The organism is Demequina sp. NBRC 110054, assembly GCF_002090115.1.
Lineage (GTDB): Bacteria > Actinomycetota > Actinomycetes > Actinomycetales > Demequinaceae > Demequina.
Genome location: NZ_BBRK01000004.1, coordinates 1,787,849 through 1,804,608, shown reverse-complemented (window position 1 = coordinate 1,804,608; position 16,760 = coordinate 1,787,849). Strand labels below are relative to the sequence as shown.

The following is a 16,760-nucleotide window of genomic DNA, read 5'->3' as shown; positions in this document are numbered from 1 at the left end:
CCCTTTTTCCGCGTGGCGACCGTCCGTGGTCGCTCCCCCAGTCGGCCGGGCACCTCGCAATGGGACGGGACGATGGTCCCGATGTTTTGGCTTACGTGAACGAATCTGCGCTGTGCTCGGCACGGCTACCCTTGTACATGCGCGATCAGCGCCAGGCCCTCGTAGCTCAGCTGGATAGAGCATCGGACTTCTAATCCGCAGGTCGCAGGTTCGAATCCTGCCGGGGGCACCCTCTGCCAGGCCTCTGACCCGCGTGGCGGGCAGCGCGAGCTCAGACGATGCGTCGGCGGACGCGCTCGCGCACGAAGAGGACCAATCCGACGCCCATCGCCGCGGTCGCCGCGGCCATCCACGCAAGCCAAGCGGCCCCCGCCCCCGTGACCGCGAGCGAGGTCGCGTCGTCGGCGGTCGTCGTGTCGCCGGTGGTCGAGCCATCTCCGTCCGGGGGCTCGGGCTCGTCGTCGGCCTCGATCTCTGCAAGCGTCGCCTGGAGCTCGACGGCCTCCGCGAGGGCCTCGCCGAGGGCGCCAGGGGCCGCCCCGCTTCCCACGACCGCGTGCTCGATCCTGCCCGCCAGGATGTCGGCGGAGCTCACGGTGTACGGCACGGCCGCGACGCACACGGTCGACTCACCAGGGAAGAGAGTCGTAGAGCCGCATGAGACCTCGCCGCCGAGGGAACCATCGACGCCGACCCCGAACAGCGTGACGTCGCTCGTGTTCGTGACGACGTAGGAGAACGTGACCTGCTCTCCTAGGTTGGCCACGCCGTCTCCGTTGAGGTCGAGGAGACGGGGACGCGACACGACCGCGATCGAGACCTTCGCGTGGACGTCGACCACCGTGGCCACGGGAACGGGTCCGATTGCGGCCACCCCCGCGGGCACCTCCGCGAGACCGCTGATCTCGTCGATGATCTGCCCGGCGACGGCATCGTCCTGGGTCACCGCGTACCGCTCGACGGCGACGCAGACCGTCGACTCGCCCGGCGCGAGCGCGTGGGACAGGCAGGCCACCTCGCCTCCACGCGAACCCTCGAGCGCGATCTCCGTGAGCGCCGCCTCACCCGGGTTCGAGACCGAGTACACGTACGTCAGGAGGTCCCGCGGACCGGGACGGCCGTCGCCGTTGACGTCAAGAGCGAGCACCGCCGCTCCGACGATGTCGAGGTCCGCGAGCAGCACCGCGACCGTGGCGGCGCCGCCGGTCGCCCGTGCGGGGTCCTCCACCGCACCGGGGGCGGTCGCGTCGGCGGTCGCCGTCTCCTGGACGATGCCGTGGGCAGCATCCTCAAGGGTCACCGAGTACGCATCCTCGGCGGTGCAGACCTGCGCGGCGCCTGGGACCAGCGACGCCGAGGGACACGCGAGCGCTCCTCCGAGCTCACCCGCGGCGACGATGCCCGAGACGGTCACCGCCCCGCTGTTCGTCACGGTGTACGCGTACGCGATCGTCTCGCCGGCGTTGGCCTTGCCGTCGCCGTTCACGTCCTCGAGCTGCGCCGCGACGGCGATCGCGAGCGCGGCGGTGCCGTCGGCCTCGGTAGCGGTCGCCGCAGCCACATCCGCGAGCGGGGGGATCCCGTCAGGGGTGGTCGCGGAGCCGGTGACCGCGTCGTTCACCTCTCCCGCCGCCGCATCGTCCTCGGTGACCACGTAGGGACCGGCCGCGACGCAGGTCACCGACTCGCCCGGTGCGAGCACCGACGGCTCGCACGTCACATCGCCACCGAGCGAGCCGGCGATGGCGACGTCGGAGAGCGTGACGTCCCCGGTGTTGGTCACCAGGTACGAGTACGCCAGGGAGTCGCCGGGCGACACCATCGCGTCGCCGTCGGCGTCGTCGGTCAGCACCGCCGAGCCCACGACGGACATGGCGGGCACGGAGACCACGGCGGTAGCCGCGCTATCCGACGCCTGCGCGGGGTCCGGGATCCCCGCCGGCGCAGCGCCGTCTGCCGTCGCGGTCTCGTCGACGCTGCCGGCGACGGCGTCCGACACCGCCACCGTGTACGCCTCGCTCGTGCACGCCGTGACGCCACCCGGTTCCAACGTGGTCGCCTCGCACGTCACCGCGAGCCCGTGCGCACTGGCAACGACGACGCTCGCGAGCGTCACGTCGCCGGTGTTCGTCACGGTGGACCTGTACGTGATCTCCTCGCCGGGATTCGCCATGCCGTCGCCGCTCGCATCGTCGAGATCCGCCGCGACCGCGATCACGATCCCCGGGACCGAGACGGACTCCACCGACGTGGCATCCGTCGCCTGCGCCGGGTCGGCGACCATGCCGGGCGCAGAGGCGTCCGCGGTCGCGGACTCGTCGACGGCGCCCGCGACGGCGTCGTCCACGGTGACCGGATGGATCGCGGTGCAGACCACGACGTCGCCGGGACCGGGGGGCGCGGGGAGGTTCGTCGCAGCGCACGCGAGCGACAGCCCCAGGCCCGAGCCGACCGACAGGTCGCTCAGCGACACATCGCCGAGGTTGCCCACGGTGTAGGTGAACTCGACCTCCTCGCCGGGGTTCGCCTTGCCGTCTCCGTCGTCGTCCACGATCGCGGCGCTGACGTCGACCGCGAGCGCCGCGTATCCCTCGGCGGTCGTCCACGTCGTCGCCACGACGTCCGCGAGCGCGGCGACGCCGACGGGCGCGGTCGCCGAGCCCGTGACCACGTCGTCGAAGGCCCCTGCCGCCGCATCGTCCTCCGTCACGGTGTACGGGTCTGCGGCGGTGCACGTCACCGACTCCCCAGGCGCGAGGACCGTCGGGGTGCAGGCGACCGCGCCGCCGAGCGAGCCCGCGAGCGCCACCTCCGTGAGGGTGACGTCGCCGGTGTTGGTCACCAGGTATGAGTAGGTCACGGCGTCGCCAGGCTCCGCGACGCCGTCCCCGTCGACGTCCGTCGCGAGGGTCGCGGTGCCGTCGACCGCCATGGCGGGCACCTGCACCAGGTCGATCGTGACATCGTCGGTGTCGGTGAGCGTCTCGCTCAGCGAGTTGACGCCCGTCGCTGTCGCGTGGACGACGAGCCGGGGACTCTTCACATCGTCATCGGTGATCGTCACCGTGCCGGTGCACCGGGTGGAGGCCGTCGGGGTGCCCGCGGCGCCGAGCGTCGTGGCGTCGCATACGAGGCCGTCGACCCCGGGGGCCGTCACGGCGACGTCGGTCATCTCGTCGACGCCGGTGTTCGTGACGAGGAACTTCAGCGGGACGACCTCGCCCTCCCCATAGGCGTCCGGCTGCGCGGTCGAGTTGTCGATCTGTGCGACGAGGTCGAGCTCCCCCAGAGAATCGACCGTCGCGATCACGACATTCCTGACGAGGTGCACGTCGTTGTAGCCGCCCGTCGAGGACGAGAATCCGAACTTGTAGGTCTCGGGGGCCTCGTCGGCCATCGTGTGCGACAGCACGGTGACGTACGAGTCGCGACCGCCGTCGAAGTCGATCTCGACGGTCACCGTGGGGTGGACTTCCGGCGTGACCGAGACGCGCACGTTGCGCACCGCGTCGGCGAGGGTGCTGCCGCGCAGGTTTCCCGGCAAGGTCGACGTGAAGGTCCCGTCTCCATCGCCGTCCGCCGCGGTCGAGGTCAGCACGCAGTAGCCGTCCTGGCCCGAGCCCGGGCCGCGCAGCGTGACCGCGTTGGGCACGAAGCCGTACGGCGACGGGGTCGCGCAGCCGTTGCCCCGGCCCTCCCAGTCGCCGTCGACCGCGAAGTTGCCGAAGGCGTCGAGCCCGACGCCGAGATAGCCGCCGACCACCCCGTCGACGCCGCCCCATGTCTGCTGGGCGTATCCCAGCGCGCCACCGGTCGCGCCGGTCTGCTCGAGCAGATACGAGCCGTCCGACAGGAAGAAGCCGATGCCGTCGGCCCCGTTGCCTCCGTACTGATACTGATCGAACTCCACCTCGAGGCCCGCCGACGACGGCAAGGCATGGTCGTAGACGACGGAGCCGACCTGGCTGCCCTGCGCGTCCGTGAGCTGCAGGTACCCGTCGCCTTCCGCGCTCGCCGGCGCACCCACGCTCGAGGCGCACACGCCGAGGTTCGAGTCGCCCGAGGAAGGGGCCGTGGTCGCCGCCGTGAGGCACGCGATCCCGAGCCCGATCGCGTGCGGGTTGTGCACCACGCCGTCCGCGAAGGTCTCGTCCAGGAGCAGATCGCCAGACCCCGCGGCCTCCGCGAGGAGCGCGGTCATGCCGAGCATCGTGGCGGCGAGCAGGACGCCCGCAGGCGCACGCAGTCGACGTGGCTCGATCATCGCTCGGCTCCCTCAGCGGCCACAGGGCATGGCACACGGTTCTGTCAGGACGGCTGCTCGCTCGGGACCGGCGCCGGAGGCTCCGGTGCCCCACGCAACCGCTCCGGCCACGCGGGAGCAACCTCCTCATCGACCGGGGTTCCTCGCGCGTGAGGAAAACCGGTTCGAGAACTCACTGGACTCCACAGGGACGGACGGAAACGGGCACCGCGGTGGACCTGAGCGGCGATCCGGCGCCGGCCGAGGACACCGTGCGCGGCAGGTTCTGCCAGAGCCGGGTACTAGGTACCACGTACCCCCGGTGCATGGTTGGCTAGAGTGCGACCGACGGAACTCATCCGGCCCCCGCTCCACGCGGGCGGTCGGCCGACGCACTGGTCGCCCCGGACCCTCGCCGCGCCATCGGCGGTCGGTCACGCGGCGGCGGACAAGGATCGACGATGAAGATAGGGGTCCCGGCAGAGACCCGCCGCGGCGAGAGGCTGGTCGCGGCCAGTCCCGCCTCGGTCGCGCAGCTGATCAAGCTCGGCTACGAGGTGCTCGTGCAGGAGGGCGCAGGCAAGGGCGCGTCCTTCCCTGACGAGCAGTACGTGGAGGCAGGGGCGACGCTCGTCGCCGCGGCCGACGCATGGGCGGCGGACATCGTCACGTGCGTGAACGCGCCGACGGCCACGCAGATCAAGCAGCTCCGTGAGGGCGCGACGCTCGTCGCGACGATGGCGCCGCAGTCCAATGAGAAGCTTCTCGCCGCGCTCGCGAAGAAGGGCGTGACCGCGCTCGCGCTCGACGCGGTGCCGCGCATCTCTCGCGCGCAGTCGATCGACGTGCTCTCGACGATGTCCAACGTCGCCGGCTACCGCGCCGTGATCGAGGCGGCCGAGGCCTACGGCGGCATGTTCACCGGCCAGGTCACGGCGGCGGGCAAGACACGCCCCGCGACCGTGTTCGTCATCGGCGCGGGAGTAGCCGGACTCGCGGCGATCGGTGCCGCCAGCTCGCTCGGCGCCCAGGTGCGCGCCTTCGACGTGCGACCCGAGGTCGCCGAGCAGATCGGCTCGATGGGCGGCGAGTTCGTCGTCGCGCCCGAGGCGCAGCAGGAGATCAGCGCGGACGGCTACGCGAAGCCCCTCACCGAGGAGCAGCAGGCCGCCGCGATGGACGTCTACGCGAAGGAGGCGGCGAACGCCGACGTCGTGATCACGACCGCGCTCGTGCGCGGCTCGGCGCCGACGACCATCACCGCCGAGATGGTCGCGTCGATGAAGCCCGGCTCCGTGGTCGTGGACCTCGCCGCCTCGGGCGGAGGCAACTGCGAGCTCACCGTGCCTGGCAAGACGATCACGACGGACAACGGCGTAGTGGTGGTCGGCTACAGCGACCTCACGAGCCGCATGCCCCGCCACACGTCCACGCTGTTCGGCACCAACATCGTGCACCTCATGGCCCTGCTCACGCCGGCCAAGGACGGCGCGATGGTCCTGGATCTCGACGACGTCGTCCAGCGCGGCATGACCGTCGCGCACCAGGGCGAGGTCATGTGGCCGCCGCCCGCCGTGTCCGTGTCCGCCGCGGCGCCCACGCCCGCGGTCCCCGCCGGCCCCACCGAGGAGGAACTGGCCGAGCAGGCGCGCGTCGCCGCGGCCGAGGCCGAGGCGAAGGCCAAGCGACGCAACATGCGCTACGGCCTCGGCGCCGTCGCGTCGCTCCTGCTCCTCTCGTTCGCCGACTCCGCGACGGTCCAGCACCTCACGGTGTTCGCGCTCGCGGTGATCGTCGGCTTCTATGTCATCAGCAACGTCAAGCACTCGCTGCACACCCCGCTGATGGCGCAGACCAACGCGATCTCCGGGATCATCCTGGTAGGCGCGCTGCTCCAGATCGGCTCGGCCGACCCCCTCGTGGCCACGCTGTCGTTCATCGCCGCAGCCGTCGCGAGCATCAACATCTTCGGTGGCTTCCTCGTGACCTACCGAATGCTCGGCATGTTCAGGAAGGACGCGTGATGACGCTCACCTCGCTCGCCCAGGCCACGTACCTCGTCGCCGCCGTCCTCTTCGTCCTGTCTCTCGCGGGCCTGTCCAAGCAGGAGACGGCCCGTCGCGGCAACATGCTCGGCATGGTCGGCATGGGGCTCGCCCTCGCCGCGACGATCATCCTCTCGCTCGACACCTCGGACCGCCCCCTCCAGGCGGCGCTCCTCATCGCCATGGTCTTCGCGATCGGCGCGGCGATCGGCACCTGGCGGGCGCGTACGGTCGAGATGACCCAGATGCCCGAGCTCATCGCGATGCTGCACAGCTTCGTGGGAGCGGCCGCGGTGCTCGTGGGCTTCAACTCCCACCTCACCGAGACCCACGCCGACGCGGTCCACCAGATCGAGGTGTTCCTCGGCATCTTCATCGGTGCGGTGACTCTCACCGGCTCGATCGTCGCGTACCTCAAGCTGTCCGCGAAGATGAAGTCCAGCCCCCTGACGCTGCCCGGACGCAACTGGCTGAACCTCGGCGCGATCGTCGTCAGCCTGGTCCTGATGTTCGTCTACATGGCGACAGGAAGCATCGTCCCTGTGCTACTCATGACCGTGATCGCGCTGCTGCTCGGCTTCCACCTGGTGGCCGCGATCGGCGGCGGCGACATGCCCGTCGTCGTGTCGATGCTCAACTCGTACTCGGGATGGGCGGCGGCAGCGGCCGGCCTCATGCTGAGCAACGACCTGCTCATCGTCACGGGCGCGCTCGTCGGCTCGTCCGGTGCGATCCTCTCCTACCTCATGTGCAAGGCGATGAACCGCGCGTTCATCTCCGTGATCCTCGGAGGCTTCGGCACCGAGGCGAGCTCGTCGACCGATGTCGAGCAGGGCGAGCACACCGAGGTCCAGGCGGCCGACGTCGCGGAGATGCTCACCGAGGCGAAGTCCGTCGTGATCGTGCCCGGCTACGGCATGGCCGTCGCGAAGGCGCAGTACCCGGTCGCCGACCTCGTGTCGAACCTGCGCGCGCACGGCATCGAGGTCCGCTTCGGCGTCCACCCGGTCGCGGGTCGCCTGCCCGGCCACATGAACGTGCTGCTGGCCGAGGCCAAGGTGCCCTACGACATCGTCCTGGAGATGGACGAGATCAACGACGACTTCCCCGAGACGGACGTGGTCCTCGTCATCGGCGCCAACGACGTGGTGAACCCCTCGGCGCTCGAGGACCCGGGCTCGCCGCTCGCCGGCATGCCCGTCTTGGAGGTGTGGAAGGCGAAGCAGTGCATCGTCTTCAAGCGCTCCATGGCCACCGGGTACGCCGGAGTGCAGAACCCGCTGTTCTTCCGCGAGAACTCGGCGATGCTCTTCGGCGACGCCAAGGCGAAGGTCGAGGAGATCCTCACCGAGGTGCGGTCGAACGAGGGCGCGCACGCCTGAGGCGAACCAGTTCGCAGAGGCCTCCTGTCCACATCGGGCGGGGGGCCTCTGCCATACACGCGACAGATAGCGCTAGGGTGTCAAATATGACCGTCGACCCTCGCTTCGCCCGCAGTGCCGCGGCGCTCGAGACCGCAGTGCTCCAGCTCGCCGCCGAGCGTCCCATCGAGGACCTCTCCGTGAGTGAGATCGCGCGCGCGGCCCATGTCTCGCGCGCCACCTTCTACAACCACGCGGAGTCCCCCGAGGAGCTCCTGGGACGCGTGCTCTCCGCCGGACTGGACACGGTCCGCGCGAACTTCCTCGGCAGCTTCGTCGAGGGTGACCTCCTGACCGAATGGCGCAACTCCGAGTCGGCGCTGCTCGCGCACGTCGAGGAGCACCAGGACGTCTACCGCATGGCGCTCGCACCCACCAAGGCCAACCGCGGCACCGCGATGTCGGCGATGCTCGCGCGCCACATCGAGGGCTCCCTGCTCGAGTTCGCCGAGAGGAGCGCCCCGCACCGCGTCAACGACCCGGAGGAGCGGCTGAGACTCGAGATGGAGGTCGCCTTCACGAGCCACGGACTGGTCGGCGCGCTGCGCGCGTGGCTGATGTCGCCCGAGCCTCGCGATCGCGACGCGGCCTCGGATTTCCTGATCGAGGCGACGCCTCGCTACTGGTTCGCGCTCGCGGACTCGAAGGACTGAGGGGCCGCCCCTTCCACCTCATCGGCGCGCGACTGTTCGCAAATCGAGCGATGTACGACAGGATGTGCGCATGACCTCCACGCTGTTCTCCCCCCTGACGATCCGCACAGTCGAGTTCCGCAACCGCCTGTGGGTCAGCCCGATGTGCCAGTACTCGTGCGACGCGCAGGACGGCGTGCCGACCGACTGGCACCTCGTCGAGCTCGGCTCGTACGCGCAGGGCGGGGCCGGCCTGGTGATGGCCGAGGCGACCGGAGTGGTTCCCGAGGGACGCATCACGCCGTGGTGCCCGGGCCTGTGGTGCGATGAGCAGCAGGCGTCGTGGACCCGGATCGTGGACTTCATCCACTCCCAGGGCGCGAAGGCCGGCATCCAGCTCGCGCACGCGGGTCGCAAGGCGTCGACGATGCGCCCGTGGGACGGCAACGGCAGCGTCCCGAAGGAGGACGGCGGGTGGACCACCGTCGCGCCGTCGCCGATCGCCTACCCGGGCTACCGCGAGCCCAACGGGCTGTCCTCCGACGAGATCAACGACATCGTCTACGCGTTCGGCCAGTCGGCCGCACGGGCGCTCGCCGCGGGCTTCGACGTGCTGGAGATCCACGCGGCGCACGGCTACCTGATCCACCAGTTCCTCTCGCCGCTGTCGAACGACCGCGAGGACGAGTACGGCGGCTCGATCGTGAACCGCTCGCGCCTCCTGCTCGACATCGCCAAGGAGGTGCGCGCGATCGCGGGTCCCGACGTCCCGGTCCTGGTCCGCATGTCCGCGACCGACTGGATGGAGCCGGAGGGCTGGACCCTCGAGGACACCGTGACCGTCGCGACGTGGCTGCGCGAGGCGGGCGTCGACATGATCGACGTCTCGACCGGCGGGCTCGTCCCCGGGGCACAGATCCCCACCGGCCCCGGCTACCAGGTGCCTCACGCCGCCGCGGTCTACGACCGCGCGGGGATCATCACGGGCGCCGTCGGCGAGATCGTGGACGCGAAGCAGGCGGACAGCATCATCTCCGAGGGGAAGGCGTCCGCCGTGTTCGCGGGACGCGAGTTCCTCCGCGACCCGCACTTCCCGCTGCGCGCAGCGCACGAGCTGGGTGTCGAGATCGGCTACTGGCCGCGGCAGTTCCTGCGCGGCACGTTCGCCGCGCGTCGCGTGCCCTCCGACCTCGAGGGCTGAGGCCGGAGGGTCGACGGCCCGGGTCTGCGGCGTCTCGCCGACGACCCGGGATCGCCCCGATGCCGCCGACGGCGACGCCTGGGCCTAGGACCGGAGCGGCGCCCTTCGCAGCAGGGCCCACCCGCCCGCGACGCACAGCGCCACGACCGGCAGCGCCCAGGTCGCGAGCCCCGCGAGGGACGTGTCCGCGAGGAAGGACCACACGTCGGGCCACGCCTCGGCGGCGGTGACGCTCCACAGGAACGCGACGACGCCGAAGGCGAGGATGCCGAAGTACCAGTAGAGCCCTCGCGCACCCCAGCGGACCCACACTGATGCAGAGAACGCGCCCGCACCGAAGGCGAGCAGGAACCCGACCACGAACACGTACGCGACCGTCGTCAGCGGCGCGGAGTCGAGCGGGATCGGCGCGAAGAACGCGGCATTGAGCCACCAGCCTCCGGTGAGCCTCTCGAGCACGACCAGCAGGGTCAGTCCGAGCGAGTACACGAGCGACAGCAGTCCGAAGAACCCGATGGTGCCCAGGTAGTAGTCGCGGCGGTCGATCGAGAGTCCCAGGGCGAACCGGAACGTGAAGTGCATCGCCTGGACCGCGACCACGATCATGAAGACGAAGACCCAGCTCACCGAGCCTCCGTGCTTGAAGGCGTCGTCGTCGATCGCCGAGACCCCGCCTGCCGCGTAGGCGATCATCCCGTACACGGCGAGGTTGACGGCGAAGATCACCGCGGTCACGATCCACGGCTGGATCAGGGTGAGGAACGGGCCCGCGAGGTGGATCCGCAGGACGGCGCCGAGGCGGTGGCCCAGCGAGGCGATCGAACGGTCGGCGAGCGGCGCGCCGGTGGCGTCGATGGTGGTCATAGCGACATCTCCTGAGAGGTGGGCGCACCGGTGCGGCGCACGATGAGCTGCTGAAGGGACACGGGCGCGAGCTCGAGGCCCGCGGCAAGGGCGTCGGCGCGGAAGGCCTCGTCCACGCCGTCCAGGGTGAGCGCGGCGGTGCCGCCGAGCGTCTCCCTGTGCAGCACGTCGCGACCCGCGGCGACGCGCTCGACGGATTCGACGGCGCCGACGATCCGCACCGCCGTGCCACGGAGGGAATCGGCGTCATCGTCGATGAGGAGCGCCCCCTTGTCGAGCACGAGCACGCGCTCGAAGAGATCGGCCGCCTCGTCGATGAGGTGCGTCGACATGAGGATCACCCGCGGGTGCGCGGCGAAGTCCTCGATCAGGCGGTCGTAGAGCATCTGCCGCGCGACCGCGTCGAGGCCCGCATAGGGCTCGTCGAGCAGGGTGACGTCGGCGCGCGACGCGAGCGCGACGATCGCACCGACCGCGGATCGCTGTCCTCGCGAGAGCTTCTTCATGTAGCGATCGAGCGGGGCCTGGAACTCCTCGACAAGGCGCGACGCGTAGTCGTCGTCCCATCGGGAGTACACCGCGGCCGCGGCCTTGAGGACGTGGCGACCCTTGAACCCCTCGGGATAGGCCTGCGACTCCTTGATGAACGCGACGCGGCCGAAGCCCTGGGCACCGACGGCGGGGTCGTGCCCGTGCAGCCGGACGCGGCCCTCGGTCGGGAAGTCCTGTCCCGTGAGCAGGTTCATCAGGGTCGTCTTGCCCGCGCCGTTCCTGCCCAGCAGGCCGTGGATCCCGGGCTCGTCGAGCCGGAAGCTCACATCGCCGAGCGCCGTGACGTCCCCGAATCGCTTGGTGAGGCCCGTCGCCTCGAGTGTGTGCGTCATCGCTCCATCTCCTCCTTGAGCATGTCGGCAAGCTCCGCCGCGTCGATCCCGAGCGCCTTCGCACGGGCGGCCAGCGGCGCCACGTGCAAGGTCACGAAGTCGCCGCGTCGCGCCGCGAGCAGTCGTGCCCTGGCCCCCTCGGTGACGAACATGCCCACTCCCCTTCTCTTGTGCAGGATCTCCGCGTCGACCAGGCGGTTCACGCCCTTCAGCGCGGTCGCCGGGTTGATCCGGTGGAAGGTCGCCAGCTCGTTGATCGAGGGCACCTGGGAGCCCTCCGGCATCGAGCCGTCGAGGATCGCCGACTCGAGCGCCTCGGCGATCTGAAGGAACAGCGGCCTTCCGTCGTCCATTGACCCTCCACATTGGTTAGTTACTCAACTAACTAACCATGTAACCAACGTCGCGTCAACCGGAGATGTCCTTCCCACCCTCTAGAGTGAACGCATGGCTTCTGATCACCTCGTCTGGATCGACTGCGAGATGACCGGGCTGGACCTCGAGAACGACGCGCTCGTCGAGGTCGCGTGCCTGGTGACCGACGCCGAGCTCAACGTGCTCGGCGAAGGCGTCTCCGTCGTGATCCGCCCACCGGCCGCCGCGCTCGAGCAGATGAACGACTTCGTGACGAAGATGCACGAGACGTCCGGACTGCTCCCCGAGCTCGAGCACGGCACCACGATGCAGGACGCGCAGCAGCAGGTCCTCGCCTACATCAACGCCCACATCCCGGCGGGAGCCCGTCCCCCGCTCGCGGGCAACACCGTCGGCATGGACAAGGCATTCCTCGAGCGCGACATGCCGCAGCTGATGGAGCGCCTGCACTACCGCGTCGTGGACGTCAGCTCCCTCAAGGAGCTCGTGCGGCGCTGGTACCCGCGGGTGTTCTTCCACGCCCCGGACAAGACCGGCAACCACCGCGCGCTCGGCGACATCCAGGACTCGATCGCGGAGCTGCGCTACTACCGGGAGACCATCCTGGTCCCGCTCCCGGGCCCCGACTCGGACGAGTCGCGCGCCGCCTCGGAGCGGGTCGTGCACCCGTCCACGGAGGGCGCCGCGGCGCCGACGCCGGAGGCCTCAGAAGCCACCGGTTGAGGCGGACGGTCCTCAGCACCCGCGCAGGCACGGTACACTTTTCGCTGGCCCTTGTTCGCAGGGGCCGATGGTGGCTGTAGCTCAGCAGGTAGAGCATCGCGTTGTGGTCGCGAGGGCCGCGGGTTCAAGTCCCGTCAGCCACCCCAGGAATCACGAGAGGCCCCCGGCTCAGGCCGGGGGCCTCTCGTGTGTCCGGCGCTGCCTCGCGCGCCGACCGGACGATATCGTGGTGCCGTGCACGCCCGCGGGGGCGACCTATCCAGGAGGTTCACATGTTCGCCGCACTCACCGGAGCCGGCCTCTCGGCCGCGGCGGGCCTCAACGCCTTCATCCCCCTCGTCATGGTGGGCATCTTCGCGCGCTTCACGGATGTGATGGAGCTCCCCGACCAGCTGATGTGGCTCCAGTCCTGGCCGGCGATCATCATCGGGCTCATCCTGCTCGCCGCCGAGATCGTGCTCGACAAGATCCCCGGCGTCGACACCGTCAACGACCTGATCCAGACCGCGGTGCGCCCGCTCGTCGGCGGCGTGATCTTCGCCGCCAGCGCGGCCGCCGCAGAGTTCGACGGCCACGTCTTCTGGACCGAGAACCCGCTCATCGCTGGCATCGTCGGCGCGGTCATCGCCGGCATCGTCCATGTCTCCAAGACCGCGTCCAGGCCCACGATCAACGCGTCGACAGGCGGCACGGGAGCACCGCTCGCGTCCTTCGCCGAGGACGCGATCGCGGTCGGCCTGTCCTTCCTCGCGATCTTCATCCCGGCGCTCGTCGTCGTGGTTTTCATCGTGCTCATCGCCGCGCTGTACCGGATCGTCTCCAACGGTCGCCGCCGCCGCAAGCACAAGGGCCTGCTGCAGACGAGCAAGCGGCTCGAGCGCGAGGCCGAGCAGGAGGCCGGGCGCGGCTCGCGGCGCGAGCGCTGGAAGACGTGGACCACCGAGTACCGCGAGCGCATGGGCTCGCGCGGCAACGGCGCGAGCGCCGAGACGCCGGACGAGCCGGCCGAGGAGCCCGACATGCCCTCACAGGCCGCCGCTCCGAAGGATCAGTCGCCGGCCTGACGCGGCTCGACGTCGAAGTCGGCGAGGAAGTCCTCCACGAAGGCGTTCGCGGGCGTCGTCGTCACCTCATCCGGAGTGCCGAGCTGCTCGAGCACACCTCCGCGGCTCAGCACCGCGATGCGGTCGGCGAGGAGCACGGCCTCGCGGATGTCGTGCGTCACCATCATCACGGTGGTGCCGAGCTCGGCCTGGATCGCCGCGAACTCGCGCTGGAGCCTGCGCCTGCCCTGCGGGTCCACCGCGCCGAACGGCTCGTCCATGAGCAGCACCGGAGGCCGGACCGCGAGCGCGCGGGCCACACCGACGCGCTGACGCTCGCCTCCCGACAGCTCGTGCGGGTAGCGCGCACCGTACTCCTCGCGAGGCAGCCCTACGAGCGCGAGCAGCTCGTCCACCCTTGCCTGCGTATCGGCCTTCGACCAGCCGAGCAGCCCCGGGACGGTGCCGACGTTCTGGGCGACGGTCCGATGTGGGAACAGGCCCACGTGCTGGATCACGTAGCCGATGCTCCTGCGCAGCTCGACGGGGTCCGCGTCCATGACGTTCCTGCCGTCCACGGTGATCGATCCCGAGGTCGGCTCCACGAGCCGGTTCACCATGCGCAGCGTCGTCGACTTGCCGCAGCCCGAGGGCCCCACGAGCGCCAGGATCTCGCCCGCACGCACCTCGAGATCGAGCGATCCGACCGCGACGGCGCCGTCGCCATACTGCTTGCGCACGTCGCTGAAGACGATGCCGGTGCGTTCCATCCGGCCACCGTAGCCGATCACGTCACCCTGTGTACCCTGGCACGATGGACGACGTCCCCAACCCGTGGTTCTCGTGGGAGTACCTCGAGCGGAACTGGGACGAGGTCGCGCACCAGCTGTCGATCCACACGACGCTGACGCTCCAGGCGATCGCGATCGCGGCGCTCGTCGCGCTTCCGATGGCAGTGATCGCCCGCCGGTACCCGCGCCTGGCCGCGCCGATCATGGGCGTGAGCGGCGTCCTCTACACGATCCCGTCATTCGCGCTGTTCGCTCTGCTCGCACCCTTCACGGGCATCGGCCGCACGACGGTGCTCATCGGCCTCGTCATGTACGCGCTGCTCGTGCTCGTGCGCAACACGCTGGTCGGGCTGCAGAGCGTCGACGCGGACGTCGTCGACGCCGCGCGCGGGCTCGGCTACTCCCCCACCCGCCTGCTGTTCGCGGTGGAGCTGCCCATCGCGCTGCCCGCGATCCTCGCGGGCCTGCGGATCGCGACCGTGAGCACCGTGGCGATGGTGACGGTCGGGGTCGTCGTCGGGTACGGAGGCCTCGGGCAGCTGATGTTCCGCGGCTTCCAGTCCGACTATCGCGCGCAGATCATGACCGCGTCGCTGCTGTGCCTCGCGCTCGCGCTCGTGCTCGACCTGGCACTCGTGCTCGTCGGGCGCCTCGCGATGCCGTGGAACCGCGGGAGGGCCGCCGCATGAGCGTGATCTCCGACGCGTGGGACTACCTCACCGACCCCACGAGCTGGCTCGGGCAGTACGGCGTCCTGCGCGAGGTCGCGCCGGGCGAGTGGGTGCTGCCGCAGGACTCGATCCTCGCACTCACGATCGAGCACCTCGGGATGTCGCTCGGGGCTGTGCTCCTCGCCTCCGCGGTCGCCTTCCCCGTGGGCCTGTGGCTCGGTCACCTGCGACGGGGAGGCGGCGCGACCGTCGTCGTCTCGAACGTCACCCGCGCGATGCCCACGCTCGCCCTCCTCACTCTGTTCGCAGCATCGGCGATCGGCTTCGGCAACCGCGCCGTCGTGCTCGCCGCCGCGATCTTCGCGTTCCCGCCCATCCTCACCAACACGTTCACCGGCATGGCGTCGGTCGACGCCGACCTGCGCGAGGCGGCGCTCGGCCAGGGGCTCACGCGGTTCCAGGTGGCCACCCGCGTGGAGCTGCCGCTCGCGATGCCGCTCATCGCGGCAGGGCTGCGCACCGCGGCCGTGCAGACGGTCGCGACCGTCCCGCTCGCGGCCCTCGTCGCGGGTGGCGGACTGGGCGTCATCATCAACACGGGACTCGCGACGCAGCGCTACGGACAGGTGCTCGCGGGGGGCCTGATCGTCGCGGTGGTGTGCCTCGCCGTGGACTGGATCCTCGGCCGCGTGCAGACGCGGCTCACTCCCCGTCCCCTGCGAGAACGTGCGCGGGCCACCGCGTGACGGTTGACTGGGAACAATCCCGAGTCATTCGGGGTTCCTGACCCGACAGCACCCCCGACGACGAGGAGCTCCCATGCGCACCCGTTCCGGCATTCTCGCGGCCGCCGCGATCTCGACGATCGCCCTCGCAGGCTGTACCACCTACGAGGAGTCGGAGGCATCAGGCTCGTCCTCCTCCGGATCCTCGACCACTGCATCGTCCGAGGCCATGGAGCCCGCGGCGTGCACCGCCGTCGCTGGAGACACGCTCGTGGTCCTCGACGACGACATGGGCCTGCAGCTGTCCGACAACATCATCCCCGCGGTCAACGCGGACTCCGCGAGCGACGAGGTGCTGGCCGCGCTCGCCGTCGTGTCGGAGGCGCTCGACACCGAGTCCCTGATCCAGCTCAACAAGGCCGTCGACGTCGAGCGCCAGACCTCCACCGACGTCGCCCAGCAGTTCGTCGACGACAACGGGCTCACGGCGCCATCGAGCGGCGAGGGCAGCCTCGTGATCGGCGCCGCCAACTTCTCGGAGAACATCACCGTGGCCGAGATCTACGGCGACGTGCTCACCGACGCGGGCTACGACGTCGAGGTCCGCACGATCGGCAACCGCGAGACCTACATGCCGGCCCTGCAGTCGGGCGAGGTCGACATCGTCCCCGAGTACGCCGCGACCGTCACGGAGTACCTCAACCTGCAGATCAACGGAGCCGATGCGGAGACCGTCGCGCAGTCCGACATCGACGCGACCGTGGCCGCGCTCGAGCCTCTGGCCGAGGAGGTCGGGCTGACCTTCGGCGAGGCCTCGGCGGCCCAGGACCAGAACGCCTTCGCGACCACCCAGGGCTTCGTCGACGCCTATGGCGTCTCGACGCTGTCGGAGCTCGCCGAGATCTGCGGACCGATCGTGCTCGGAGGCCCCGCCGAGTGCCCCGAGCGGGCGTTCTGCCAGATCGGGCTCGAGGACGTCTACGGGATCGAGATCGACTCCTTCCTGTCTCTCGATGCGGGCGGCCCCCTGACCAAGACTGCGATCACGGAAGGCGAGATCGCGCTCGGTCTCGTGTTCTCCTCGGATGGAGCGCTTGGCTGACACGGCCACAGCGCTGACATCCGGGCATCGCACCCGGTAG

14 protein-coding genes and 2 tRNA genes are annotated in these 16,760 nt (G+C 70.3%); 11 read left to right on the top strand and 5 right to left on the bottom strand.

The features are described 5' to 3' along the window. Positions 1-155: 155 nt before the first annotated feature. Positions 156-229 (top strand) — tRNA-Arg (locus tag B7K23_RS08300). A gap of 42 nt (positions 230-271) precedes the next feature. Here the strand turns inward: B7K23_RS08300 and B7K23_RS08295 are convergent. Continuing rightward, entirely contained in the window at positions 272-4,264 is a 3,993-nt protein-coding gene (locus B7K23_RS08295) for a hypothetical protein (RefSeq protein WP_084125866.1), read from the bottom strand. A gap of 440 nt (positions 4,265-4,704) precedes the next feature. Here B7K23_RS08295 and B7K23_RS08290 point away from each other — a divergent pair, with 440 nt between their 5' ends. The 4 genes from B7K23_RS08290 to B7K23_RS08275 all read left to right on the top strand — a co-directional run bounded on the left by B7K23_RS08290 (position 4,705) and on the right by B7K23_RS08275 (position 9,542). Next, positions 4,705-6,267: a Re/Si-specific NAD(P)(+) transhydrogenase subunit alpha gene (locus tag B7K23_RS08290; RefSeq protein ID WP_084125865.1), complete on the top strand. Its 1,563-nt coding sequence runs from the start codon at positions 4,705-4,707 to the stop codon at positions 6,265-6,267. After that, positions 6,267-7,670, top strand: coding sequence for a Re/Si-specific NAD(P)(+) transhydrogenase subunit beta (gene pntB, locus B7K23_RS08285; protein WP_084125864.1), 1,404 nt, complete (start codon positions 6,267-6,269; stop codon positions 7,668-7,670). Before B7K23_RS08290 ends, pntB begins: the two co-directional genes overlap by 1 nt. 86 nt (positions 7,671-7,756) lie before the next feature. After that, on the top strand, positions 7,757-8,362 hold the full coding sequence (locus tag B7K23_RS08280; protein WP_084125863.1) for a TetR/AcrR family transcriptional regulator: 606 nt from the start codon (positions 7,757-7,759) through the stop codon (positions 8,360-8,362). A 70-nt stretch (positions 8,363-8,432) separates the two neighbouring features. Continuing rightward, positions 8,433-9,542 carry an NADH:flavin oxidoreductase/NADH oxidase gene (locus tag B7K23_RS08275; RefSeq protein ID WP_084125862.1) on the top strand — a complete coding sequence of 370 codons (1,110 nt, stop codon included), beginning with the start codon at positions 8,433-8,435 and terminating at the stop codon, positions 9,540-9,542. 84 nt (positions 9,543-9,626) lie between these two features. Here the strand turns inward: B7K23_RS08275 and B7K23_RS08270 are convergent, their stop codons facing one another. The 3 genes from B7K23_RS08270 to B7K23_RS08260 are packed head-to-tail and all read right to left on the bottom strand — an operon-like array spanning position 9,627 to position 11,643. Further along, positions 9,627-10,406 (bottom strand): hypothetical protein, encoded by a 780-nt coding sequence (locus B7K23_RS08270; RefSeq protein ID WP_084125861.1) that lies wholly within the window; start codon positions 10,404-10,406, stop codon positions 9,627-9,629. Continuing rightward, the gene (locus B7K23_RS08265; protein ID WP_084125860.1) at positions 10,403-11,290 is read right to left on the bottom strand and encodes an ABC transporter ATP-binding protein; all 888 of its coding nucleotides are present in this window, start codon (positions 11,288-11,290) and stop codon (positions 10,403-10,405) included. Before B7K23_RS08265 ends, B7K23_RS08270 begins: the two co-directional genes overlap by 4 nt. Then, the gene (locus tag B7K23_RS08260) at positions 11,287-11,643 is read right to left on the bottom strand and encodes a GntR family transcriptional regulator (protein ID WP_084125859.1); all 357 of its coding nucleotides are present in this window, start codon (positions 11,641-11,643) and stop codon (positions 11,287-11,289) included. The genes B7K23_RS08265 and B7K23_RS08260 overlap by 4 nt, the downstream gene beginning before the upstream one ends. Positions 11,644-11,737: 94 nt before the next feature. On the opposite strand from B7K23_RS08260, the gene orn reads away from it, so the two are divergent. From orn to B7K23_RS08245, 3 genes are all read left to right on the top strand, one after another. Continuing rightward, positions 11,738-12,388, top strand: a complete 651-nt coding sequence (gene orn, locus B7K23_RS08255; protein WP_084125858.1) for an oligoribonuclease — start codon at positions 11,738-11,740, stop codon at positions 12,386-12,388. Between the two features lie 70 nt (positions 12,389-12,458). Continuing rightward, positions 12,459-12,534: transfer RNA gene (locus B7K23_RS08250), tRNA-His, on the top strand. A gap of 126 nt (positions 12,535-12,660) precedes the next feature. Then, positions 12,661-13,452: a DUF4126 domain-containing protein gene (locus tag B7K23_RS08245; RefSeq protein WP_084125857.1), complete on the top strand. Its 792-nt coding sequence runs from the start codon at positions 12,661-12,663 to the stop codon at positions 13,450-13,452. Here the strand turns inward: B7K23_RS08245 and B7K23_RS08240 are convergent. Continuing rightward, a complete protein-coding gene (locus tag B7K23_RS08240) occupies positions 13,437-14,201 on the bottom strand; it encodes an ATP-binding cassette domain-containing protein (RefSeq protein WP_084126255.1) in 765 nt (254 codons plus the stop codon). The two genes, B7K23_RS08245 and B7K23_RS08240, sit on opposite strands and share 16 nt — an antisense overlap. Positions 14,202-14,245: 44 nt before the next feature. Here B7K23_RS08240 and B7K23_RS08235 point away from each other — a divergent pair, with 44 nt between their 5' ends. From B7K23_RS08235 to B7K23_RS08225, 3 genes are all read left to right on the top strand, one after another. Next, positions 14,246-14,911 (top strand): ABC transporter permease, encoded by a 666-nt coding sequence (locus tag B7K23_RS08235; protein ID WP_084126253.1) that lies wholly within the window; start codon positions 14,246-14,248, stop codon positions 14,909-14,911. Then, on the top strand, positions 14,908-15,639 hold the full coding sequence (locus B7K23_RS08230; protein WP_084125856.1) for an ABC transporter permease: 732 nt from the start codon (positions 14,908-14,910) through the stop codon (positions 15,637-15,639). The genes B7K23_RS08235 and B7K23_RS08230 overlap by 4 nt, the downstream gene beginning before the upstream one ends. Positions 15,640-15,712: 73 nt before the next feature. Further along, positions 15,713-16,720 carry a glycine betaine ABC transporter substrate-binding protein gene (locus B7K23_RS08225; protein ID WP_084125855.1) on the top strand — a complete coding sequence of 336 codons (1,008 nt, stop codon included), beginning with the start codon at positions 15,713-15,715 and terminating at the stop codon, positions 16,718-16,720. The last annotated feature ends 40 nt before the right edge of the window (positions 16,721-16,760 follow it).

What these genes read in the sequence shown, in the direction of transcription:
- B7K23_RS08290 (WP_084125865.1), top strand. Translation starts at nt 4,705, where the DNA reads ATGAAGATAGGGGTCCCGGCAGAGACCCGCCGCGGCGAGAGGCTGGTC.
- B7K23_RS08225 (WP_084125855.1), top strand. Translation starts at nt 15,713, where the DNA reads ATGCGCACCCGTTCCGGCATTCTCGCGGCCGCCGCGATCTCGACGATC.
- B7K23_RS08275 (WP_084125862.1), top strand. Translation starts at nt 8,433, where the DNA reads ATGACCTCCACGCTGTTCTCCCCCCTGACGATCCGCACAGTCGAGTTC.
- B7K23_RS08235 (WP_084126253.1), top strand. Translation starts at nt 14,246, where the DNA reads ATGGACGACGTCCCCAACCCGTGGTTCTCGTGGGAGTACCTCGAGCGG.
- B7K23_RS08260 (WP_084125859.1), bottom strand. Translation starts at nt 11,643, where the DNA reads ATGGACGACGGAAGGCCGCTGTTCCTTCAGATCGCCGAGGCGCTCGAG.
- B7K23_RS08230 (WP_084125856.1), top strand. Translation starts at nt 14,908, where the DNA reads ATGAGCGTGATCTCCGACGCGTGGGACTACCTCACCGACCCCACGAGC.
- B7K23_RS08270 (WP_084125861.1), bottom strand. Translation starts at nt 10,406, where the DNA reads ATGACCACCATCGACGCCACCGGCGCGCCGCTCGCCGACCGTTCGATC.
- B7K23_RS08245 (WP_084125857.1), top strand. Translation starts at nt 12,661, where the DNA reads ATGTTCGCCGCACTCACCGGAGCCGGCCTCTCGGCCGCGGCGGGCCTC.
- B7K23_RS08240 (WP_084126255.1), bottom strand. Translation starts at nt 14,201, where the DNA reads ATGGAACGCACCGGCATCGTCTTCAGCGACGTGCGCAAGCAGTATGGC.
- B7K23_RS08295 (WP_084125866.1), bottom strand. Translation starts at nt 4,264, where the DNA reads ATGATCGAGCCACGTCGACTGCGTGCGCCTGCGGGCGTCCTGCTCGCC.
- orn (WP_084125858.1), top strand. Translation starts at nt 11,738, where the DNA reads ATGGCTTCTGATCACCTCGTCTGGATCGACTGCGAGATGACCGGGCTG.
- pntB (WP_084125864.1), top strand. Translation starts at nt 6,267, where the DNA reads ATGACGCTCACCTCGCTCGCCCAGGCCACGTACCTCGTCGCCGCCGTC.
- B7K23_RS08265 (WP_084125860.1), bottom strand. Translation starts at nt 11,290, where the DNA reads ATGACGCACACACTCGAGGCGACGGGCCTCACCAAGCGATTCGGGGAC.
- B7K23_RS08280 (WP_084125863.1), top strand. Translation starts at nt 7,757, where the DNA reads ATGACCGTCGACCCTCGCTTCGCCCGCAGTGCCGCGGCGCTCGAGACC.